Here is a 22,487-nt window from a genome sequence, read left to right as displayed (position 1 = left end):
GCGGTATCGGTCAGGAACTGACTTAGGACGAAAGGTGCTGGTATTGGTTTTATTCGAACTTTATAAAACCTTTTTGATCACCAATTATGTCATCAGCACCAGTGAGCACAATGGTTACCGAGCCGCCGGTAATCTCTGCCCGAATCATAAAAAAACTTAGAAAAGACCCGGAACTTACCGCAGCAGCCGCGGGCCTGGTTTACGTAAAAGGAGATGCCCCGGGATTTTTAAGAAAAGGAAAATCACCGCGTTTTTATTATGTCGACTCTGCCGGTGTCCGCTGCCGGGATAAGGAAACGATAAAAAGAATTAAGTCGCTTGTTTTACCACCGGCATGGCGCAACGTATGGATCAGCGAAGACGCAGACAGTCACCTGCAGGCAACCGGAATTGATGAGGCGGGGCGCAAGCAATACCGCTATCATCCATTCTGGAATCTGATCAGAAATGAAACGAAATACTATCGGTTGCTCACATTTTCGGAAGTGCTGCCACAGCTACGGGCGCAGGTGGAGCATGATCTTAGGAGGAGAAACAATGACCTGGCCAAGGTAACGGCTCTGGTTATCAAATTGATGGACAAAACCTGTATTCGTGTGGGCAACCAACAATACAAATTAAAACACGGCTCGTCGGGAATGACTACCCTTGACGCCCGCTGTACTACCATACAGGGAAAAACGATTCGGTTTAAATTTACAGGTAAAAAGGGCATTAAGCAGGATATTGTCCTTCGCGATGCGGCTTTGGCAAGGCTGGTAAAACAGTTCAAAGAAATGCCCGGGCGACGGCTTTTTCAGTACCTTACGGACGCTGGGACAAGGTGCTCACTCAATGCAAATCAGGTAAATGACTACATCAGCACACATACGGGAGGCAATTTTTCAGCGAAAGATTTCCGGACCTGGATGGGGACTGTCACTGCATTTGAATATCTGGCTGGTCAGGAAAAATACATGACCCAGCGACAGTATACTAGAACTGTAAATTCCTGTCTGGATGTGGTGGCTGCCCACCTTGGTAACACAAGAGCCGTTTGCAAAAAGTATTATGTACATCCGGTTATATTCAGAGCTTATGAGAATAATCGTATTCAACAATTTGTAAATAAGGAAGTTAAAGAGGTGGATCATCTGTCTGCAAATGAGGAACGTGTAATAATGCTTCTTGAAAAGCAGTCGCGTATGTGAAGAATTTCAGACTCATATACGTTTTAGAAACACTGAAATTTAGTTTCAACCGGGAAAAAACGGCAACATTTTTTATCATGGTAAGCTAGTTCTCGTACGCTTGGTAAGTTGGCACAGAGTTTTAACGTAACCATTCAAATTGTATAAATCACAACAAAAACAAAGACTGTCATGGAAACGAATGAAAATCTTGTAGAAGTTCTGAATGACCTGATTAAGATAAACAATGACCGTATTGACGGTTATGAAAAAGCACTTGAAGAAGTAAAAGATATAGATGTTGATCTGAGGGGAATGTTCCAGAAAATGGCAAATGAAAGCCGTGAAAACGTGGCTGAACTTAGCCGGGAAGTTGCCAGCCTTGGAGGTGAAATTGCAACTGGTACCACGAACTCAGGTAAAATTTACAGAGTGTGGATGGATATTAAAGCCACTTTCACAGGACATGACAGAACTTCGGTACTGGAAAGCTGTGAATATGGAGAAGATGCCGCTCAGGAAGCGTATGAAGATGCCTTGTCAACAGATGCTGATCTTTCAGTGGAAATTAGACAGATCATTACTGATCAGAAATCGTCGCTTAAAGAGTCGCACGATCTGATTAAAAAATACAGAGATATGCATCAGGCTGTAAACAGCTAAGCATCATTAAGGTTCTTAGAAATGGGGTTCGATTCAATTCGAATCCCATTTTTTATGGTAGATCTATGGCAAAACAGGATTCTCTACTGCGGTCTGATATATTTTCTGCTGATTTCGCTCAGATCGGGAGTGCACTGTTATTACCTTTGTTGGAGTAAGTGATACATACAATAATTAACAAAATGGCACCTTCTGTATTCCCAGAATATTGAAGATTATACATCCGGTAAATACATTTTTTTGCGATCAGCAATGACACGATCAACCATTCTCCATATTGGCGCTACAAAGGAAGTGCTGACCAAACAGCAAAAGGAATTCAACAGGTTGACAAAAAAGATTGAGCAGCTCGAAAAAACATTGGCAGAGTTTCGTAGGGGAAGAGACATTTTAAATGAGCGGCATGGTAAAGAAATGGCTCCTCTTTTCAGGGAGATGCATGCCTGTCAGGTAGAAATTGTGAAAGGGATGGACAAGGTGTTTCCGGACAAAATTTTTAAAAAGACAGATCATAAGAAACTTTCGTATCTGATTACAGATACATCGTTTGATTTGATTAGCAAACATGGTTATGAGGATCTGAAAATCATTTTTAATAAATACAATGAGCATGACTACGACACTGTAAATGCTGAGGTAGATCGTCAGGCGGCGGATATGGCGAAGGGTATGGCTTCTTTTTTCGGAGTGGAATTTGAAGATGATGTTGACATTTCTACGACTGAGAAGTTTCATGAAAAAATGTTTGAAAAGATTTCTGAGCAAGAGGAAATTTTGGAGGAAGAGCAACGCATTTTTGACGAGAAAAAAGCCGCAAAGAAGAAAACGCAAAAGCAACTGGATCGGGAGGAAGAGCAGAAAAATGAGGAGCTGCGAGTGACTAAATCTGTGAGGTCAGTATATATGGATCTTGTAAAAGCGTTACATCCTGACCGGGAAAAGGACGAGGCCGAAAAGCAACGAAAGACGGAAATTATGCAACGTGTTACCCAGGCCTATAATGACAATAATCTGATGGCGTTGTTGAAGTTGCAAATGGAGTTTGACAGGATAGATAAGGAACATTTGGAGCGATTGGCCGATGAGCAGCTTTTATACTACAACAAAGTACTGAAACAGCAGGTGATAGATCTGGATTTTGAGAAGGCGGAGATTGTAGAAGAGCTGGGTGAATTTAGCGGTTTGGAGCCGTACTATGTCAGGTCTGCGGAAATCCTGATATTTAAGTTCAATGATGATCTTAGGTTACTAAAAAAGGAACTGAAAGATACAAAAAAGGAAATAGAGCTCTGGAATGATCCCTTAAAGGTTAAATCTTACCTGAAAACTTATAAAATACCGAAGGAGGAAGATTTTGACTTTTATTGGTAGTTAATGCATAACGCTAACAGAAGTAAATAGTATTTGATTGTACCTTATAGTGTGCATGAGAAATTTACTTCTGTTGCTCCTACTTTTCTTAGCTGTCCATTGCACAGGACAGGTGGCGTTGTACCCGGGAACTATCCCAAACAGTACAAATGCCGAAAATCTGGAAGAGATTAAATTCAAACCAGGTGGCGATTCTCTCGCTTACAAAGTCTCGGTTCCAACCATTTCCGCTTTTTTACCTCCTAAAAACATAGCCAACGGCACCGCAGTGATCATCTTCCCGGGAGGGGGATACCACACGCTTGTGCTGAAAAGAGAAGGGAGCGACGTAGCACGGGCATTTAACAAGCTTGGCGTAGCAGCGTTTGTGGTGAAATACAGGCTGCCCGACGACAGAACAATGGTGGACAAATCAATAGGTCCGTTGCAGGATGCACAGCAGGCCATCAAAACGGTGAGAGACCGCGCACGGGAATGGAATATTGACCCGGAGAAAATCGGACTTATGGGATTTTCTGCCGGAGGACACCTTGCAGCCACAGCCGGAACGCATTTCGATAAGGACTATATACCCAATAAAGAGAAGACGGCTCTTCGTCCCAATTTCATGCTACTCGTTTATCCGGTGATCAGTTTTTCGGATAGCATAGGGCATACCGGGTCGAGGCAAAACCTGATTGGGGACAAACTTCCAAAGGGAAAAATCGCCTTGTTATCTAACGAAAATCACGTCTCAAAAAACACGCCGCCAACTTTTCTGATACATTCAGGAACCGACATAGTAGTCCCGGTCGCCAATAGTTTAGTATTTTATCAAAACATGCTTAAAAAAGGAGCATCTGCCGAAATACATCTTTACTCCAAAGGAGAGCACGGTTTCCTGACTTACCCCTCGTATGAAGAATGGTTTGGAAGATGCCTTAACTGGATGAAGAGCCTTCATCTTGTCGCAGAGAAATAGTTTTTTGATAAAATTTAAACTTTTAATTTAACTAAAACAGGTTAGTACAGGATAGTAAGTCAGATATTTTTAGGAATTTTTGGATATTATTTTCATCTTTTTGGGGAAGATCGTTCTTTTAAAATCGCATGTTTAGTAAGTAAATTGGTAAGGGTAATTAATCATTCAGAAGTCTAAAAAATATAATATGCTTTCAAAGTTCTTTTCCGCAGCCCTCGTGGTTGCCATGATCTCCACCAGTCAGATTTCCTGCATCGCGCAAAAGACTGAAAAAGGGTTTAAGTCGATTTTTGACGGCAAGTCGCTGAAGGGATGGGATGGTGACACCAAGTATTGGAGAGTCGAAAATGGGAATCTTGTAGGTGAAATCACCCCGGAAACGCTGCTTAAAACAAATTCATTTGTTGTGTGGCAAGGCGGAGAACCTGGCGATTTTGAATTGAAGGGCTCTTTTAAGATCACTGAAAAGGGGAATTCAGGGATCAATTACAGAAGTGATAAGGTAGCAGATGTGCCCAATGCCTTACGCGGATATCAGGCCGATATAGATGGTGCAATACGTTATACGGGACAAAACTATGAGGAGCGCAAAAGAACGACTTTGGGTTATAGAGGTGAGGTTGTGACGGTGAACAATCCTACAGATAAGTCTCCGGAGGCTTTTAAAGCAAACCTGAAAAACAATGCCTGGCTTGGCAGAACTGTAACAGGTTCGTTGGGAACAACCGACGAGCTTAAAACAAAAATTAAAAGCGAAGACTGGAATGAGTTTCACATTGTGGCGAAAGGGAACCGTCTTCAGCATTATATCAACGGCGTGCTGATGAGCGACGTAACGGATAATGACAGCGTTAATGGCAAGAAAAACGGTTACCTGGGTATTCAGGTACATGTAGGACCACCAATGAAAGTAGAATACAAAGACATTCGTATCAAACAATAGGTTGCAGGTTTAGGGGTTTGAAAAGGCCAGCCGTACGACGGATAGAGCCAATTGCTAACAGCTAAAAGTTTTATTAATGAATAAGATTGGATTTAATGTGCTTGCCTGGACGGCGGCAGTATCGGATGATTTGTTTCCGGTAATCGACAGGTTGAAACAGATTGGCTACGACGGGGTAGAATTTTACCTTGGCGCGCCGGATATGGCAGCCTATCAGCGCATGGGAAACTATACGAGAGATGTTGGCCTGGAAACCACGGCTGTAATGACTTTGGGAAAGGATGAAAATCCAGTAAGTGAATCTTCGGAAGTACGTGCCAGGGCATTGGACAAAATAAAATGGGGCGTTGATCGCGCACATGCTTTGAATGCCAAAATCATTTGTGGCCCTTTCCATTCTGCTCATACGGTTTTTGTAAATCGGCCGGCAGAGGATCAGGAGTATGCACTTGCAGGCGAGGTGCTAAATGCTGCTGCCGAATATGCTGCCCAAGCCAATATCACATTTGCGCTCGAAGCACTGAACCGTTTCGAATGCTACCTGTGCAATACCATGGAGCAGCTGAACAAATTAGTAAAGGCTGCAAACCATCCCAACGTGCGCGCGATGTTCGATACGCACCATTCCAACATTGAAGAGAAAAGTTACGTTACTGCATTGGATACCATTGCGCCTGTTTTGGCTCACGTTCACATCAGTGAAAACGACCGCGGAACTCCCGGTGACGGACAAGTTTTGTGGGATGACGCATTTTCTTCTCTTGCCAAAATCAATTACCAGGGCTGGCTTACAATCGAAGCTTTTTCCCGGAATGATCCTGATTTCGCCAATGCCATCGGCGTTTGGCGTGAATTTTCCGATCCGTGGGACATTGCAGAAAATGGCTACAAGTTCATTCGTGAAATGAGTTTGAAGCACGGGTTGGGGAATTGAGAATTCGGTCTGGACGCATTTTTAGCGGACTGGACGAACTATAGTATATAATCTTGTCGTGCCAGTAAGCCGAATGCTGATGGCCGACAGCTAATCGCTTTTTTTAATGTCACAAAAGCTTCCATTCAAATTCGGCTCAGAGGTATACACCTGGTTCATGAGCGGTAATGGGCAAACGCATCAGGGCCGTCTGGGTCACATGATTGAAATTATCTCCAAAGCTGGATTCAGCGGAATTCAACCTATTTTTACCTGGATGGGTGATCTGATTGATCCCGATCTTTTGGAGGCGAAACTGAAAGAACAGGGTATTGAGCTGGCCGCACTGGCTCTTGCTTTGGACTGGAATAATCCTGAGGAAACTGAGCGGGAACGAGAAGTTGCAGATCACGCTATTCGCGTATTGGAAAGATTTCCAGGTGCCGTTTTGAATACAGTTCAGATTCCAAGCGGTCGTCACGACATAGTTCAGCGTCAGCAGAATCTGATCAATATTGTTAACACAGTTTCACGGCGGGCTGCGGATAAAGGTGTTCCATGCAGCTACCATCCCAACTCACCGCATTCATCCATTATCCGGACGGAAGAAGACTACAAAATCGTACTCGAATCTCTGGATCCCTCGGTGACAGGCTGGACGCCGGATGTGGGTCATATTATAAACGGAGGCATGGATCCGCTGGCGAAAATGAAAGAGTACCAGTCGTTGATCAACCACGTTCATTTCAAAGATTGGAACGGCGATCCTGAATTTGCCCTGATGGGAAAAGGGAAAGTTGATCTTTTGGGTGTAACGCAATGGCTGAAAGATATTAATTATTCGGGCTGGATTATCTGTGAAGATGAAGGCGAAGAAGCATTGGAAGATCCTGATTTCGTAACGCTGCATGACGGTAAATGGATTCAGGAAGATTTGATTCCGGGATTGCGATAGCTGACGGCTTTCGGCGGTCAGCTATCGGTTTTTGATATCCGGAACTCAACTAGCCGCCTTCGTTTGTGTCCCCACAAACGAATATGCAGGATTAAAGACGAGTTGTTTTGCGGGGGGTAGTGAAGTGGTTTGTGGAGACACAAACCACGGCGTGGTAGAGACAACAACAGCGGAAATTTAAAATGTAACAAGGAAGCATTTCGCAGCTAAAAGCCAATAGCTCATCGCTAAAAGCCAAAAATATGCCAACAATAAAAACCAACGGAATACAATTTCACTACGAAGAACGTGGATCAGGAAAATCACCAGATGATATTCCTGTTTTGCTGATTATGGGTATCACAGCTCCCGGCTCAGTATGGAATGTTCATTTGGCCGACTGGCAGCATCATTTCAGATGTATTATTGGAGATAACCGTGGAGTTGGTTTGACAGATAAACCGGCTGGTCCGTATTCCTCGGAACAAATGGCGGATGATTATGCTGGTTTATTGGATGCCATTCAGGCAAAAAAAGTGAAGGTTGTGGGTTGTTCGATGGGAAGTACCATTGCGCAGCAATTAGCGATTCGTCATCCGGATAAGGTACATTCTTTGGTGTTGATGTGTCCCTGGGCGAGGTGTGACAATTATGCCAAAGGACTTTTTCAGCACATTATGAATGCAAAAGCCCGGTTCCGACCTGAGGAATTTAGTCTTTACATACAGCTCCTTATTTTCTCAAAATCATCCTGGGACAATTCAGAAAAACATGCTGATCTTGAAAAAGGGAGAAATCAGGATGCGTTTGGCGCTTTTCCGCAACCGTTGCATGGACTGGAAGGGCAGGCTGCTGCTTGTATCAACCACAATGCACTGGATGATTTGAGCAAAATTCAAAAACCGACATTGGTGATCGGAGGCAAAGAAGACATTTTTACACCAGTCTGGATGGCAGAAGAGGTTGCGAACGGGATTCCCGGTGCGGAGCTTTTTTTATATGAAAAATTGGGACACGCTTTCCATTTTGAAAATACGGACGACTTCAATCTGCGGGTTCGGGATTGGCTGTTAGCGCATTGATTTTACAGATAAAATAGAAAACAAGGTTAAAAAAGCCGCAATACGTTCTTTTTTGATTTGGATAATATTCTTAATTAATACAAAATAATGAAGGAAGCGGATTCAATAAATCAGGATTGGAGGGACAAGGTTTCGAATCGTGCGCAATTGGGTGGGATTGAAACCTCGGTGATTGATAACGGAGTAGGACGCGGAACCAGAATCGCCTGGATTAATACCGGTACCGGCTTAAGATTCAAAGTAGTAATTGATCGTGCGATGGATATTGCCGAAGCTTTTTATAATCAGCATAGTCTGGCCTGGCTGAGTCATGGAGGCATTACGCATCCGCAGCCATTTGCTGACAAGGGAATCGACTGGCTCCGAACTTTTGGCGGAGGTTTGCTTACGACCTGCGGACTTTCCCACGTGGGTGGACCTGAGTCTGATGAATTTGGCGACAGAGGTTTGCATGGTTTGATCAGCAACACACCTGCGGAAGTCATTTCTATCATCCAGCCAGATCCAAGAACGGGACAGTTGGAAATGAGCATTACCGGCATCATCAGAGAAACCAAACCATTTGGTCCTAGTCTGGAATTGAAAAGAACAATTTCAGCTACGCTTGGAAAAGCTACCATTCGAATTCATGATGAGGTGATTAATAAAGCCAATACTGCTGCGCCACACATGTTGCTATACCATTTCAATTTCGGATATCCGCTTGTTGACGAAGGAACTGATCTGCTTTGGAAAGGGAAATGGTTTCCAAGACATGGTGAAGAAAATGCGAAGATTTTCAAAGAAGGGAATGATTTTAAAAAATGTCCAGGGCCTATTGAATCTCACCTTGGAACGGGGGAAGAAGTTGTTTTGGTAGATATTGAGGCGGATATTTTTGGGGACAGTGTTGCAGGTTTATACAATTCAAAACTTGGTATTGCGGTCGCGATGAAGTTTAAAAAAGAACAATTACCCTGGTTTGCGAACTGGCAGCATTGGGGAAAGGGCGAATATGTGACGGGATTGGAACCAAGCACACATCCACTCTCAGGACAAGCAAAAGCCCGTGAAGATGGAACCTTGATATTTATTGAGCCAGGGGAGAAACGGGAGTATGACGTGGAGCTGGAAGTTATTGTGGATGAGGAGTTGATTAAGGAGTTTTTGGTTGATTATAATATTTAGAAAAGAACTTTTACACTTTTAATCGGAATACTCGACCAAGTTGTCAGGTTGATTATCCACTGTGTTCGACAAGCTCTGCCGACCTTGTCGGATGCCGAAGTGACGGTCATCCTGAGCTCTGTCGAAGGATAGTTTACAGTATGCTTAAAGCACTTCGATGAACTATCATTAATGTTATAAAAAAAATGATTGGCTAATCATGACAAATATCAGCCCCGGATTTCGACAGGCTCAATCTGACAACCGCATTAACCGTCTCGCATATTTTTTTTATTGTAATGTAAATTACGCGTGGCTCTGACAGCATCTTGGCATTTAATAAAAAGACTAAAATTAATATTAATAACTAAACCAAATTTCAAAAATTAACCAATGGGACTTTCAAGTATAGCCGAAAAGGCATTAGAACAGGGAAAAGGAATATTGCGTTTGGCGCCGACTTGGGTGCCGCGTTCATTTTGTGTACCTGGTCGTAGAATAAAATTACATCCGGATGATTATTATGTCCTTGGTGGAGAGCGTGGAGGTATTGATGAACGTTGGTTGTCTTCAACAACTCCAGCAGAAAACGGCCCGCTTACCGGCGAAAATGAAGGTTTGAGTCAGATCGTTTTTGAAGATGAGTCGGGTGTTCAAAAAGTGACTTTGAGGGATGCGGTAAGTGAGCTGCAAGGTGAAATTATCGGTGATCGTCTTTGGGATGAATACAAAAGCTGGCCGATGTATTCCAAGTTTTTTGATAACATGGGTCCATTGCCTCACCACATTCACCACAGAGATGAGCACGCTGCGATGGTTGGTCAGAACGGAAAGCCGGAGGCATATTATTTCCCGCCACAACTCAACAACCACGGAGGAGATTTCCCGTACACATTCATTGGTATAGCTCCCGGCACCTCGAAAGAACAGATCAAGGAGTGTTTGATGAACTTCACCAAAGGTGACAACAAAATTACCAACTACTCGCAGGCGTTTCGTCTGGAGCCTGGAACAGGCTGGGATGTACCTCCTGGCATGTTGCACGCACCTGGTAGTTTGTGTACATACGAACCTCAAAAAGCATCTGATATTTTTGCAATGTATCAGTCGCTTGTCAATGAGGCTATTATTCCGGAAGAACTGCTTTGGAAAGGAACGCCGCAAGACAGAATTGGTGATTACGACTTGTTAATGGAAGTGATCGACTGGGATTTGAATGTAAATCCTAATTTGATGGAAAAACACTTTATGCGTCCGAAACCGGTAAAAGATGTGGAAGAGATGGCTGCGGAAGGATATAGTGAAAACTGGATTTGCTATAAAAACGAGGCTTATAGTGCCAAGGAACTTACCGTTTTTCCAGGACAGACTGTCACCATTACAGATGCAGCTGCTTACGGATTGATTGTCATGCAGGGTCATGGCAAATTAGGGGTTTGGGATATTGAAACACCTGCCTTGATCCGCTACGGACAGTTGACAAATGACGAATTCTTTGTGAGCGAAAAAGCGGCACAAGAAGGAGTCGTGATCAGTAATCCATCAGCAAATGACCCTATTGTGATGTTGAAACATTTTGGTCCGTTGAATCCGGATCTGGTTCTTTGAACAGCTGTGAGTTATCGCATTTAAGATATTTTGATGCATAATAATGTCAGGCTGAGCTTGTCGAAGCCTTAGTAAGCGCCCTTCGACAGGCTCAGGGTGACAGTAAATTTCTATTAGTTTTCATAACCAGCTGACGGCTAATCGCTAACAGCTATAAGCTAAACCAATCCATGCCAGAAAATAATTATCCAAAGCTGCACAATGCCACATGGCCTGGTATTGTGGGCAAAGGTTCTGATTCCGAACCGATTATCCCATTTGATACATTACTTGAAAAAACCGCAGCTGCTGAGGTAAACGGCGTGAAGTTTGACGGCGTTGATATCGGTCTTTTTGATGATCATCTTGGCTCATATTTGCATAGCGAAGACGGAGCAGCCCGCCTTGCAGATAAAGTGCGCGGATACAATCTTGAAATTGGAAGTCTTGTTGCCAATGTGTGGGCCGGTTCTGCACTGGGTGCCAAAGAATCGCGCGATGTATTTGTAGAGCAAGTACGTAATGCATGTGTATTTGGTCAAAAACTTCGTGAAGCAGGTGTGCGCAATGGCGGTGTAATCCGTATTGACTCGGCTGTTTCGCCGGAAGTTTGGGCAAAAGATCCTGCTGCCAATACCAAACAAATTGCTGAAACTTTCAGAAAAGCCTGCGATGTAGCGGCTGATTTTGGCGAAAAACTTGCTGCCGAAGGTGAAATATGCTGGGGCGGTATGCAGAGCTGGAAAACGATGATCGATACAATGGAAGCTGTGGATCGCCCTAATATGGGTTTTCAGGCGGATATGTCTCATACGTTCCTTTATCTGCTTGGTTACAACAGTCCTGAGGATCGGATTTTACCTCTTGATTTTCAGTGGAGCGACCGTGCAGCGTTGGAAGAAGGGCTAAAAACGATGACTGCAAAACTGCGTCCATGGACATTCGATTTCCACGTTGCGCAGAATGATGGTACCGTTCACGGAACTGGTTCTCATGATAAAACGGGACGTCACTGTCTGGCAACGGATCCAAATGGTAAACTGGATATTACCCATGACGCGGGCTACTGGCTGCGTAACGAAAATGGTGAATTGACCAAAGCTTTCCGTCACATCTGCTGGGATGGATGTATGTTCCCGAATTCTGTGATGGGCAATCAGCAAACATGGAATGATATCCTTGCTGCAATGGTGAAAGTTCGCCAGGCGCACGGCTGGTATCAGGAATCGTAATATGGATTAGCCTTACACTAATCCAATTTTAGGGGAGGCGCAAGTGCCTCCCCGACATCATACCCAAACCTTTAAACATATGTCAAACAAGAAAGAGATAAGAATTGCGCTGATCGGTACCGGATTAATGGGCCGTACGCATTCCAACGGATATAACAGAATTACAAACTTTTTTCCTGAACTGGAATATACACCGGTTTTGAAAGTGGCTTGTTCGCGTAACGCCGAAAAAGCGAAAGCATTTGCTGAACAATGGGGATATGAATCCTTTGAAACAGACTGGAAAAAGGTGATTGCAAGAGACGATATCGACGCGGTTGACATTTGCACTGCTAATGACACCCATGCTGAAATTGCTATCGCTGCCGCTGCCGCAGGTAAAATGATTCTTTGCGAAAAACCATTGGCAAGAACTTTGGCAGAGGCGCAAACGATGGTGGACGCAGTTGAAAAAGCAGGTGTGAAAAATACTGTTTGGTACAACTATCGTCGGGTTCCTGCGGTTACGTTGGCAAAACAAATCGTGGATTCTGGTAAGTTGGGTCGCATTTTCCATTATCGCGCCAATTTCCTACAAGACTGGACCATCAATCCTGACGTACCGCAAGGTGGTGCTGCAACCTGGCGATTGGATGTGGATGCTGCCGGTTCGGGTGTGACGGGTGATTTGCTTGCACACTGTATTGATACTGCGATGTGGATCAATGGTGGAATTAAAGATGTTTCTGCTGTTACTGAGACTTTTATTAAAGAGCGCGTTCACTCGGAGAGCGGTAAGGTACAGAAAGTTGGTATTGACGATGCTGCCATATTCCATTGCCACTTCGACAATGGGTCTTTGGGGCTTTTTGAATCCACACGCTACGCACGTGGCCATAAGGCACTTTATACTTTTGAGATCAACGGTGAACATGCGTCAATCCGCTGGGATCTGCACGATTTGAACCGGTTGGAATATTTCGATCATTCTGACGAATCGATAGTTCGTGGTTGGAGATCAATTCTGGTTACGGATAGCGATCAGCCTTATATGAAAAGATGGTGGATTCCGGGAACCAGCATTGGTTACGAACATTCATTTATCCATCAGGCTGCTGATTTCTTCGAGAGTCTGCAAACTGGAGAGGATTGTGCTCCAACTTTCAAGGATGCGCTCGAAACACAAAAGGTTTGTGAGGCGGTGATTGATTCTGCAAATTTAAGGAGCTGGAAGGATACCGGGGTTGAGTGGACTGGGTCTTGATTCTTTTTTAACGAATATCCGACAATTCAACGAAAACCCGGATCATATGAACGAAAACCCAGGGCGGTGCCCTGGGCTAAGTTATGGAACCCTTTCAGGGTAGGCAGGTTTTGTCTAGCTGCCTTGTAGGGTTTCATATTTCAGAATGGGGCATTGCCCCGTGTATTGCCAGAATATCACTTCATCATCATACTATGCCTCAATCTCTAGCTAGGGTCTGCACACATATCGTGTTCAGTACCAAAAACAGACAGCCTCTAATAGATGAGAGAATTGAAAACGAGCTTCATGCATACTTAGGCGGAATTTGTAATGATCTGGAATGTTTGCCTATCCAAGTTGGTGGCTACGTAGATCATGTACATATTTTATGCGTTTTGTCACGAAAAATTGCAATTATGAAGCTTTTGGAAGAAGTAAAACGAAGGTCGTCAAAATGGATCAAGACTAAGGGACGAGATTATGAAGAGTTTTATTGGCAGGATGGATATGGCATATTCTCAGTTAATCCTTACGAACTGGATGTAGTTATCCGATACATAGCCAATCAAAAAGCACATCATGAGAAAAAGACTTTTAAGGAAGAGTATCGAGGCTTTCTCAAAAAATATAACGTAGAATACGATGAACGGTATGTCTGGGATTGATTTCGCACGCACGTTATTTTATAGCTTGTATAAAGTCTAACACCATTCAGGGTAACAGAGAATCGGCTAATCCTTACCCTGAAAGGGTTATATATCTCAACATAGGGCATCGCCCTGTGACTTGCCGGTGATACCTCCCCATACTAAGTCCACCACCATGCCCATCCTCCAAGTCACAAACCTCACCAAATCCTACTCCGGCATAAAAGCCCTGGATAACGTGCAGCTGACGCTGCAACGCGGAGAGGTACATGCATTAATGGGCGAAAACGGAGCGGGCAAATCAACCTTCATGAAAATACTGATCGGGCTGATTGATGCGGATTCCGGAGAGATTTTTTTTGAAGGAAATGAGCTGAAACGAGGAGGCGTAAATAACGTTCAGCGAAAAGGAATCTCGATGATTCACCAGGAAATACTGATTATTCCTGAATTGACAGTCGCTCAAAATATTTTTCTGGGAAGAGAAAAGGAGATCACAAGTTCCAAAACGGGCTGGTTGAACGATGATCGCATCAATTCAAAAGCAAAAGAACTTTTGGAACAAATGGGCGTTGATATTTCACCCTATATCAAAATGAAATACCTGAGTGTCGCGCAAATGCAAATGGTAGAAATTGCCAAAGCTATTTCAAACGACGCAAAAGTCATCATCATGGATGAGCCAACTTCGGCCATATCCGATAAAGAAGTTTCCACGCTCTTCAGGATTATTCGAGACCTTAAAGTCAAAGGTGTTGCCATCATCTACATCTCGCATAAAATGGATGAGATTTTCAAGATCTCCGACACCATTACTGTTTTGAGGGATGGGAAATACATTGGTACAAAAAGTGCGGCGGAACTCGACAATGGTAGTTTGATTAAAATGATGGTCGGACGAGAGATTGAAAGTATGTTTCCCGAATCGAATACTCAAAAAGGAAAACGGGTGCTTTCCGTTAAAAATTTAAACAAAAAAGGAAAATTTACCGACATCAATTTTGAAGTCCACACCGGAGAAATTCTCGGTATTGCAGGATTAATGGGTGCCGGCCGGACAGAAGTTGCCAGAGCTATTTATGGTTTGGATAAACTGGATAGTGGCGAAATATATATTAACGGCGAACATGTTAAAGTTAAATCGGCCGACGAGGCCGTAAAAAAGGGCATTGGCTACGTGAGTGAAGACCGGAAAGGTTTGGGTTTTATTCCACAAATGTCGGTTTTAAAAAACATGACATTGGCAAGTTTATCAAACCATCGTCAGGGAATTTTTATTAACCCAAAAAGTGAAAATACGGTCACTGAGGCGATGGTTGAAAATTTAAAAGTGAAATCATCCGGAGTCAATCAAAAAGTGACACATTTGAGTGGAGGGAATCAGCAAAAAGTCGTCATTGGAAAAGTACTGCTGTCTTCTCCAAAGGTCATCATTCTGGATGAACCGACGCGTGGAGTGGACGTTGGAGCGAAATTTGAAATATACAAATTGATTCATGATTTGGCTGCAAAAGGCATCGCTGTCATTATGATTTCTTCCGAATTACCTGAAATTTTGGGTATGAGTGACCGAATTTTGGTTTTGTCAAAAGGAAAACAAACTGCGATGTTATCCAAGGAAGAAGCCACGCAGGAATTGATTATGAAGTATGCGGTTGAATAGCTTCTAGCTGTCAGCGATTAGCTGTTACCTGCTTTTACGAACAAGATATAAAACTAACCTAATATTTAGTGAGAAGTAACATTCAGGCACAGTTCAGGAATTTTGGTCAGTATGGGATTTTTGTGGCTTTTGTGATTATCTGTCTGGTTCTGGCATTTAGCACGCCCAGGTTTTTTACGATATCCAATCTGATGACGATCGGAAACCAGGTTTCCATCAATGCGCTGTTGGCTTTTGGAGTAACGTTTGTGATCATTACTGGCGGCATCGACTTGTCGCTGGGATCGATGGTGGCAGTTACTGGAGTGGTTGCAGCTACGTTTGCACATCCGGATACCTACCCGGTTGTAGTTCCAATTTTTATCGGACTAGCGGCTGGCTCAGCAATTGGTGCTTTCAACGGCTTGGTGATTACAAAAAGCAAGGTGCCGCCATTCATTGTAACATTAGGCACCATGACAATCGGTCGCGGTTTAGCACTCATTTTCAGTAAAGGTCGGCCCGTTTCCAATCTGTCAGACTCCTTTAATTTCATAGGTGGAGGTAATCTTTTTGGTATTCCATTCCCTATTATTATCCTGATTATCGCCTTTATCGTTTGCTCCATTATTTTGAATAAAACAATTCTTGGACGATACATGTATGCCGTAGGCGGAAACGAACCAGCTGCCAGGGCTTCCGGTATCAGAGTGAACAACGTGAAGATGTGGGTATATACCATTTGCGGATTACTTTCTGCAATGGGAGGAATTTTGCTTACTTCGAGAATCACAACCGGTCAGCCAAATGCCGGCGCAGGTTTTGAACTGGATGCGATTGCCGCCGCGATTATCGGTGGAACGAGTACATCTGGTGGAACTGGCACGATGACCGGAACATTAATCGGCGCTCTGTTAATCGGTGTGATCAGCAATAGCCTGGATTTGTTGAACGTAACATCCTATTATCAGCAGGTTGTGATGGGCGCCATTATCATTGGGGCAGTGGTTTTGGATAGTATGGGGAAGGAGGGGTAGGGCATGGGGTTAAGGGCATGGGGAAAAAGGGAGGAAGGAGGATGGAGAAATGGACAGCCCTAGCTTGCCCAACGGACATTCATCCCTGAGCATCGGGCAACGCCCGATGAACTCGTTAATGAAAAATCAATACAAATCATTCAATATCAATACAATGAAAAATATTTGTTTATCAGGATTGTTGTTTTTGTCCATATTGATGACGGGTTGTAATCAATCAAAAACAGATGATTCGGGAGGAAAAAAACTCGTGATTGGCGCCACCATGCTCAGTATGCAAAATGAGTTTGTGGTGAATGTGGCTGATGCTATGGAAGCAAAGGCCAAGGAATTAGGGGCTGAGCTTGTTTTGGTGGATGCCGAGCGATCGGCATTGAAACAGGTGGAACAAGTTGAAAGTTTTATTGCGCAAGGTGTTGATGCCATTATTCTGAACCCTTGCGAAGTAGAAGCAAGTTCTCCGGCAGTAAAACTGGCGCTGGACGCTAAAATTCCGATCATCAATGTCAACTCTGAAACATCAACAGCACCTACCGCTTTTGTCGGTTCAGACGATGAAGAGTCGGCCCGGATCGCCATGAAATACATTTCTGAGAAATTGGGCGGAAAAGGAAATATTTTAATGATGCACGGCTTTATGGGACAAGCTGCACAGATCAAACGCGATAAAGGTGCCAAAGAAATACTAAAAGCAACGCCCGGTTTGAAATTGCTTGCGGAACAATCCGGAGAATGGGATCGTGCCAAGGCAATGTCGCTGACCGAGAACTGGATTCAATCATACGGATCAAAGGTGAATGCAATTTTTGCCCAAAACGATGAAATGGGGATGGGTGCAGTGAAAGCACTTGAAGCAGCTGGATTGAAAGGAAAAATTTTGGTAGTAAGCGTGGATGCGATCCCAGATGCTTTGCAGGCTGTAAAAAAAGGGGCATTGGATGCCACGGTATTTCAGGATGCCAAACAACAGGGCGGACAAGCAATAGAAGCGGCCGTAAAAGCTGCCAAAGGAGAAAAGGTGGAAGCCAGTTTATTGATCCCGTTCAAGTTGGTAACGAAGGAGAATGTTGGGGAGTTTTTGAAGTGAAACTCTGAATTACATTCATCGGAATAAGATTTAGTCCATGTTTAACCGCATGGACTTTTTTGTTTTAGCACACTTTTCAATAGATTCTCATAAAAAAACACTGGAAAGTTCATATACGGTTACAACCAATTTGCAGGCACTTGCGTCTCCTGAATACTGATTTACTTAAACACTTAGCAATGAAAAATACAGTACTAGCAGCCATGCTTTCTTTGGCTTTTTTAGGAACAGGATGCCTTAATACCGATCCCCTAGAACCTGAAATTATTATTGATCCGGTAGAATTGATACGTGTCAGCCACGATACGATTACTGCCGGAGGGCATCTTGGGGTTGAAATTGCTGCAAATGCGGAGCAGGTTTATACCTCACTTCAAAAAATTCAGACTAGAACAGGCCTCCAATATGTGAACGTTGTAAGCAATATTTTTACGAATGTGAATCAGCTGGATAACCGCATACACCTGTACCAATCTATTTTGCTGGACGAACAAAAGGGTACGGATTCTGGTATTCAGATCACCTTTGAAGCAGGAAAAGTAAAAAGTATTTACCTCAATAGTGGGAGTAAACTCACACAATGGCCATTGAAAGAAAATGCATCAACTTCTGTTCGCATAGGTGATCAGGCAAATGGTCTATACAGCAAATTGGTAAACATTCAGGGCAAGAGCTCCTATGCCAATAAATTCGAGCGGATTTCTTTATTTACAAAGGAACTGGCGTCGGAGTACGATCCCATCATGACCCAATCACCGCAATGGTACTTCCGCTTTACTGTTGAACCTAAATTATTCGAGCATGTAGATATCAAGTTGGAAAATGGTAAGGTTAAATATCTGGTTGTGAGTAGATATAAAGATCCATCGTAGTTTATAATATCTTTTCTTTGAGCAACGGAACAGTGCTATTTTCGTAATTTTTGCAAATCATCATCAACAGCTAAGTTCATGAAAAAGTTATTTTTGATAGGCACTCTATTCCTTTTTAATGGTTGCTTTCTTGAAAGTCCGGATAAAAAGAACGGGAAATTCTTAGAGGACGTGGTTAATTTGGAAGAATTTAATTCTGCATTTGACGATTACAATTCAGATTTACCATACAACAGATATGGTCAAACGCATTTAATTTTTTCTTCGAAAAGATATAACAAAGACTTTCTAAATCTGGTGTATTTCAATGCGGAACTTACTTACAACAAGGATTTGGCGTTGAGAAAATTTTCAGGAAATGGCGCTGTTAAGTATGATTTTGCTGAGTATGGTGCTCTTTCCAGTCTTGCATCCCGCGCCAATGGAGATTTCAACGTTTATGGCCCGAAGTCGCTTTCATTTAGTCAGGATTTGGTTTCTTATGGCGATGGTGCTAAGGATTTGTTACTGTTCTATGCAGATGATTCACAGGGTGATATGGAAATAAAGTACATTAGAAGCAATAAGGACGGAATTACCGGACCTGAGAAGTTTTCTCTGCTTAATTCTCCACAGGATGACGGTTATCCCAGTTTCTCCCATTATGGTGACAAGGTATATTTTAGCTCCAACCGTGAGGGGAGCTTTGATATTTACGAGTTATCAATTCCACGAAAGGAATCGGAACGCATTACGGTAGAAAGTTTGGTCTCTCCAAAAGATTATCAATTGAGAAAAATTGAAGAATTATCAGGAGCACACGACGATAAATGCCCCTATTTCTATAACAATACACTGGTTTTCGTTTCTGATAGGCCAGATGGACAGGGAGGATTCGATATTTATTATTCAAAACTGGAAGCTGGAAAGTGGTCAAAACCTGTTAATGCAGGGAGTCGGATAAACACGCCGCACAACGAGTACAGACCAATCTTGCCAACCTTAACTCATTTCTCTTATCCTTTGATGCTGTTTTCTTCGGATCGCCCTAGCGGAAAAGGCGGGTATGATCTGTACATGACTGGTCTTAAAGAGGATTTTTGAGATAAAATTTGCTGTTCTAATTTTTTGCAAACTGCTGGTTGTGAGTAGATATAAGGATTGATAGTAGTCCATATTTAGTTATTCAGTGAGCATCAAATTTGGGTGCATTAATTTTTGATTTGCAAATCGCAAATCGTAAATTGCAAATCAAAAATCAATAAAATGAAAGATCATAAAGGAATGAGGCCACAGGACATTGTAGTTTTATTAGCAATTGTGGCAATTCAAAAAAAGAACTGGGCAGGGACAGGGGTGAAATTTATATACCCCATTCAAAACAAAAATCTGGCAGAGCTACTTAATATAAGTTCAGCAGAGATATCAGCATCTATCAATAGGTCATTTTACGCCGGTTTAATTGAAGACAGCCCGTTTAAACAAGTGTTTATGCAATCCTTTTTAGAATTTCTTATATATGGATTAAAATATGCTTTTCCTGTTAAACCGGGAATCCTTGTTAGAGGTATACCAACCGCACATTCAGCGGAACCCCTACAAGCGAAACTGTCTTTTCAGGAAGAAATAATTTGGGAATATGCCGAAGGGAATGTTCGTGGTCAGGCGATTGTTCCTCTTTATCATACAGTACCCGAAATTGTTGGCAAAGATAAGCTATTATATGAGCTTTTGGCTTTAACGGATTCGCTACGGATCGGTGGCGCAAGAGAAAGAGAGTTGGCAATTGAAGAACTAAAAAATCGCTTTTTCCAATGATCTATAACAAACATTTGTATGTTAAAAGGATTAGAGAAATTGCCGTGAGGCTGGATCATCTGTTACAGGATGTTGTTTTTGTCGGGGGAGCAGTCGTTGCACTATATGCGGATGATCCTGCCGCTGCTGAGGTAAGACCTACTGATGATATAGATATTGTTGTCGGGATTACAACAAGAGGTGCTTTTTCAATATTTGAAGAGAAAATACGTCAATTGGGCTTCAAAAATGTGACAGACTCTACTTTTATTGGACGGTATAAAATCAATGAAATAATTGTGGACGTGATGCCAATTAATGAAGACGTTTTAGGATTCAGTAACAAATGGTATACGGAAGGTATTGAAAAAAGTTTTTGGTATGAGATTGATAATGACGTTTCTATACGATTAATGCCATTTCATTATTTTATAGCATCCAAAATAGAAGCGCATAATTCACGAAACAAAGGGGATTTACGACAGAGTAAAGATTTTGAAGACATTGTTTATTCATTTGATAACAAGCTAGATCCATTAACAGATTTGCAACAGGCTTCCGGAGATGTTGGCGCTTACTTAAAGGAAGAAATGAATAATCTGATGGAAGATCTAAATTTTCATGAAGGGGTTTATTACAACATGAATTCTGCCAATGCTTCTTCAAGAACAGCTCGGCTTAAACGTATTTGGTCAGCTTTCCTGGCAGATTAGAGATGGAGAAATAATTTGCTCAAATAGTAAACCCACCCCAAAAACGTCTTTTATCAGCGGCTGCTTTTCAGTCGCTTTTTTTATTCCCAAACCAATCACACGACCTAACATGAATTCTTTCAATATTAATCGGCGTCAGTTTTTGTATGGCGCTACGGCTACGCTTGCTTTGTCGACTTTCGGAGCGCGTGGAATGGATCTGATAAACCCGGCAAAGCCTTGGCGTGTCGGACTCATTGGAACAGGCTGGTACGGGAAAAGTGACCTTTTTAGACTTATTCAGGTTGTGCCGGTTGAAGTGATCGCTCTTTGTGATGTAGATAAAAATCAGTTGAATGAGGCCGGGAAACTGGTCAGCCAGCGACAGAAATCGGGAAAAACACCAAAACTATACGGAGATTATAACAAAATGCTGGCTGAAAATGAGCTGGATATTGTGCTTGTAGGTTCACCCGATCACTGGCATGCTTTGCAGATGATTGACTCGGTGAAGGCCGGCGCTCACGTGTACGTTCAAAAACCGATCAGCGTGGATGTGATGGAAGGTGAGGCAATGGTTGCCGCTGCCCGCAAATACAAAAAAGTAGTTCAGGTAGGTACGCAGAGAAAGAGCACGCCGCACTTGATAGATGCAAAAAAGAATATTGTGGATGCGGGACTGCTCGGTAAAATCTCCCATGTGGAAATGTGCTGCTACTATCACATGCGCAACAACGGCAATCCACCTGTAAAACCAGTGCCGGACTTTTTGGATTACGAAAGGTGGACGGGACCGGCTCCATTAAGACCTTATGACGACATCCCGCACATTCGCTGGTGGCGCACCTTTATGGAATATGGGAACGGTATTACAGGTGATATGTGTGTACACATGTTTGATACGGTTCGCTGGATGTTGAAACTGGGCTGGCCTACCAAAATTAGTTCGCAGGGTGGTATTTACGTTCAGAAAGAAGGCAAGTCCAATATATCAGATACACAATCCGCTATTTTCGAATATCCTGAATTAAACTGCGTGTGGCAGCACCGTACTTGGGGAACGCCTAACAATCCGGATTATCCCTGGTCGTTTACCTTGTACGGAGAAAAGGGAACGCTGTGGGCTAGTACGATGTCGTATGATTTTATCCCGCAAGGAAAAGGAGAAAAAATCCATAAGGATGTAGTTTATGAAAAGGAAAAATATCCTGAGGATGTAAAGGAAGAGCGTATCGAATTGAATGCAGCACCGGCAACAAGACTTCACATGCTTGATTTTCTCAGCGCGATCGACAATAGTACGAAACCGATTGCCGATATAGAAGAAGGTCACATATCGACAGCAAGTTGTATTCTGGCCAATTTGTCTATGAAAACAGGACGCGCTTTGGTATATGATCCTGTTAAAAAGGAAGTGGTTGGAGATAGAGAAGCAACAGCACTATTGTCACGTGCTTACCGTGATCCTTACAAGCATCCGGATTACAGAAACGTGTAAAGCAAATAAG

The 22,487-nt window shown here is 42.9% G+C and carries 21 protein-coding genes; all 21 read left to right on the top strand.

All coding sequences use genetic code 11. From position 1 onward, the window contains the following. The first annotated feature begins 86 nt into the window (after positions 1-86). The 21 genes from LZG71_RS15545 to LZG71_RS15445 all read left to right on the top strand — a co-directional run bounded on the left by LZG71_RS15545 (position 87) and on the right by LZG71_RS15445 (position 22,477). Positions 87-1,190 (top strand): DNA topoisomerase IB, encoded by a 1,104-nt coding sequence (locus tag LZG71_RS15545; RefSeq protein WP_233821851.1) that lies wholly within the window; start codon positions 87-89, stop codon positions 1,188-1,190. A gap of 171 nt (positions 1,191-1,361) precedes the next feature. Then, on the top strand, positions 1,362-1,832 hold the full coding sequence (locus LZG71_RS15540) for a PA2169 family four-helix-bundle protein (protein WP_233821849.1): 471 nt from the start codon (positions 1,362-1,364) through the stop codon (positions 1,830-1,832). A gap of 252 nt (positions 1,833-2,084) precedes the next feature. Further along, positions 2,085-3,203, top strand: coding sequence for a hypothetical protein (locus LZG71_RS15535; protein ID WP_233821847.1), 1,119 nt, complete (start codon positions 2,085-2,087; stop codon positions 3,201-3,203). 55 nt (positions 3,204-3,258) lie between these two features. Beyond that, positions 3,259-4,164 carry an alpha/beta hydrolase gene (locus LZG71_RS15530; RefSeq protein ID WP_233821845.1) on the top strand — a complete coding sequence of 302 codons (906 nt, stop codon included), beginning with the start codon at positions 3,259-3,261 and terminating at the stop codon, positions 4,162-4,164. Positions 4,165-4,351: 187 nt separating this feature from the next. Further along, the gene (locus LZG71_RS15525; RefSeq protein ID WP_409013634.1) at positions 4,352-5,107 is read left to right on the top strand and encodes a DUF1080 domain-containing protein; all 756 of its coding nucleotides are present in this window, start codon (positions 4,352-4,354) and stop codon (positions 5,105-5,107) included. 76 nt (positions 5,108-5,183) lie between these two features. After that, on the top strand, positions 5,184-6,041 hold the full coding sequence (locus tag LZG71_RS15520) for a sugar phosphate isomerase/epimerase (protein WP_233821844.1): 858 nt from the start codon (positions 5,184-5,186) through the stop codon (positions 6,039-6,041). 106 nt (positions 6,042-6,147) lie between these two features. Continuing rightward, entirely contained in the window at positions 6,148-6,975 is an 828-nt protein-coding gene (locus tag LZG71_RS15515; protein ID WP_233821842.1) for a sugar phosphate isomerase/epimerase, read from the top strand. Positions 6,976-7,217: 242 nt separating this feature from the next. After that, positions 7,218-8,036, top strand: coding sequence for an alpha/beta fold hydrolase (locus LZG71_RS15510; RefSeq protein WP_233821840.1), 819 nt, complete (start codon positions 7,218-7,220; stop codon positions 8,034-8,036). Positions 8,037-8,123: 87 nt separating this feature from the next. Next, positions 8,124-9,203 carry an aldose 1-epimerase family protein gene (locus tag LZG71_RS15505; protein WP_233821838.1) on the top strand — a complete coding sequence of 360 codons (1,080 nt, stop codon included), beginning with the start codon at positions 8,124-8,126 and terminating at the stop codon, positions 9,201-9,203. Positions 9,204-9,575: 372 nt separating this feature from the next. Then, a complete protein-coding gene (locus LZG71_RS15500) occupies positions 9,576-10,790 on the top strand; it encodes a hypothetical protein (protein WP_233821836.1) in 1,215 nt (404 codons plus the stop codon). 170 nt (positions 10,791-10,960) lie between these two features. Next, entirely contained in the window at positions 10,961-12,001 is a 1,041-nt protein-coding gene (locus LZG71_RS15495; protein ID WP_233821834.1) for a sugar phosphate isomerase/epimerase, read from the top strand. A 79-nt stretch (positions 12,002-12,080) separates the two neighbouring features. Continuing rightward, a complete protein-coding gene (locus LZG71_RS15490) occupies positions 12,081-13,244 on the top strand; it encodes a Gfo/Idh/MocA family protein (protein ID WP_233821832.1) in 1,164 nt (387 codons plus the stop codon). A gap of 83 nt (positions 13,245-13,327) precedes the next feature. Continuing rightward, on the top strand, positions 13,328-13,891 hold the full coding sequence (gene tnpA, locus LZG71_RS15485; protein ID WP_310587760.1) for an IS200/IS605 family transposase: 564 nt from the start codon (positions 13,328-13,330) through the stop codon (positions 13,889-13,891). Between the two features lie 157 nt (positions 13,892-14,048). Then, complete coding sequence (locus LZG71_RS15480; RefSeq protein ID WP_233821830.1) at positions 14,049-15,536, top strand: sugar ABC transporter ATP-binding protein; 1,488 nt, start codon at positions 14,049-14,051, stop codon at positions 15,534-15,536. Positions 15,537-15,604: 68 nt separating this feature from the next. Beyond that, on the top strand, positions 15,605-16,552 hold the full coding sequence (locus tag LZG71_RS15475) for an ABC transporter permease (protein WP_233821829.1): 948 nt from the start codon (positions 15,605-15,607) through the stop codon (positions 16,550-16,552). Between the two features lie 154 nt (positions 16,553-16,706). Then, positions 16,707-17,639, top strand: a complete 933-nt coding sequence (locus LZG71_RS15470; RefSeq protein ID WP_233821827.1) for a sugar ABC transporter substrate-binding protein — start codon at positions 16,707-16,709, stop codon at positions 17,637-17,639. A 179-nt stretch (positions 17,640-17,818) separates the two neighbouring features. Next, positions 17,819-18,511: a hypothetical protein gene (locus LZG71_RS15465; protein ID WP_233821825.1), complete on the top strand. Its 693-nt coding sequence runs from the start codon at positions 17,819-17,821 to the stop codon at positions 18,509-18,511. 78 nt (positions 18,512-18,589) lie between these two features. Further along, complete coding sequence (locus tag LZG71_RS15460) at positions 18,590-19,594, top strand: TolB family protein (protein ID WP_233821823.1); 1,005 nt, start codon at positions 18,590-18,592, stop codon at positions 19,592-19,594. Positions 19,595-19,756: 162 nt separating this feature from the next. Continuing rightward, entirely contained in the window at positions 19,757-20,308 is a 552-nt protein-coding gene (locus tag LZG71_RS15455; RefSeq protein WP_233821821.1) for a hypothetical protein, read from the top strand. Beyond that, the gene (locus tag LZG71_RS15450; protein WP_233821819.1) at positions 20,305-21,000 is read left to right on the top strand and encodes a hypothetical protein; all 696 of its coding nucleotides are present in this window, start codon (positions 20,305-20,307) and stop codon (positions 20,998-21,000) included. Before LZG71_RS15455 ends, LZG71_RS15450 begins: the two co-directional genes overlap by 4 nt. A 109-nt stretch (positions 21,001-21,109) precedes the next feature. Further along, positions 21,110-22,477, top strand: a complete 1,368-nt coding sequence (locus LZG71_RS15445; protein ID WP_233821817.1) for a Gfo/Idh/MocA family protein — start codon at positions 21,110-21,112, stop codon at positions 22,475-22,477. Positions 22,478-22,487: the final 10 nt, after the last annotated feature.

The sequence above is a fragment of the Dyadobacter sp. CY312 genome, assembly GCF_021390535.1.
Lineage (GTDB): Bacteria > Bacteroidota > Bacteroidia > Cytophagales > Spirosomataceae > Dyadobacter.
The sequence above is the reverse complement of the archived record's forward strand: the minus strand, read 5'-3'. Positions and strand labels throughout refer to the sequence as shown.

Coding starts and splice junctions, on each gene's coding strand:
- LZG71_RS15545 (WP_233821851.1), top strand. CDS start 87: ATGTCATCAGCACCAGTGAGCACAATGGTTACCGAGCCGCCGGTAATC.
- LZG71_RS15540 (WP_233821849.1), top strand. CDS start 1,362: ATGGAAACGAATGAAAATCTTGTAGAAGTTCTGAATGACCTGATTAAG.
- LZG71_RS15535 (WP_233821847.1), top strand. CDS start 2,085: ATGACACGATCAACCATTCTCCATATTGGCGCTACAAAGGAAGTGCTG.
- LZG71_RS15530 (WP_233821845.1), top strand. CDS start 3,259: ATGAGAAATTTACTTCTGTTGCTCCTACTTTTCTTAGCTGTCCATTGC.
- LZG71_RS15525 (WP_409013634.1), top strand. CDS start 4,352: ATGCTTTCAAAGTTCTTTTCCGCAGCCCTCGTGGTTGCCATGATCTCC.
- LZG71_RS15520 (WP_233821844.1), top strand. CDS start 5,184: ATGAATAAGATTGGATTTAATGTGCTTGCCTGGACGGCGGCAGTATCG.
- LZG71_RS15515 (WP_233821842.1), top strand. CDS start 6,148: ATGTCACAAAAGCTTCCATTCAAATTCGGCTCAGAGGTATACACCTGG.
- LZG71_RS15510 (WP_233821840.1), top strand. CDS start 7,218: ATGCCAACAATAAAAACCAACGGAATACAATTTCACTACGAAGAACGT.
- LZG71_RS15505 (WP_233821838.1), top strand. CDS start 8,124: ATGAAGGAAGCGGATTCAATAAATCAGGATTGGAGGGACAAGGTTTCG.
- LZG71_RS15500 (WP_233821836.1), top strand. CDS start 9,576: ATGGGACTTTCAAGTATAGCCGAAAAGGCATTAGAACAGGGAAAAGGA.
- LZG71_RS15495 (WP_233821834.1), top strand. CDS start 10,961: ATGCCAGAAAATAATTATCCAAAGCTGCACAATGCCACATGGCCTGGT.
- LZG71_RS15490 (WP_233821832.1), top strand. CDS start 12,081: ATGTCAAACAAGAAAGAGATAAGAATTGCGCTGATCGGTACCGGATTA.
- tnpA (WP_310587760.1), top strand. CDS start 13,328: ATGGAACCCTTTCAGGGTAGGCAGGTTTTGTCTAGCTGCCTTGTAGGG.
- LZG71_RS15480 (WP_233821830.1), top strand. CDS start 14,049: ATGCCCATCCTCCAAGTCACAAACCTCACCAAATCCTACTCCGGCATA.
- LZG71_RS15470 (WP_233821827.1), top strand. CDS start 16,707: ATGAAAAATATTTGTTTATCAGGATTGTTGTTTTTGTCCATATTGATG.
- LZG71_RS15465 (WP_233821825.1), top strand. CDS start 17,819: ATGAAAAATACAGTACTAGCAGCCATGCTTTCTTTGGCTTTTTTAGGA.
- LZG71_RS15460 (WP_233821823.1), top strand. CDS start 18,590: ATGAAAAAGTTATTTTTGATAGGCACTCTATTCCTTTTTAATGGTTGC.
- LZG71_RS15455 (WP_233821821.1), top strand. CDS start 19,757: ATGAAAGATCATAAAGGAATGAGGCCACAGGACATTGTAGTTTTATTA.
- LZG71_RS15450 (WP_233821819.1), top strand. CDS start 20,305: ATGATCTATAACAAACATTTGTATGTTAAAAGGATTAGAGAAATTGCC.
- LZG71_RS15445 (WP_233821817.1), top strand. CDS start 21,110: ATGAATTCTTTCAATATTAATCGGCGTCAGTTTTTGTATGGCGCTACG.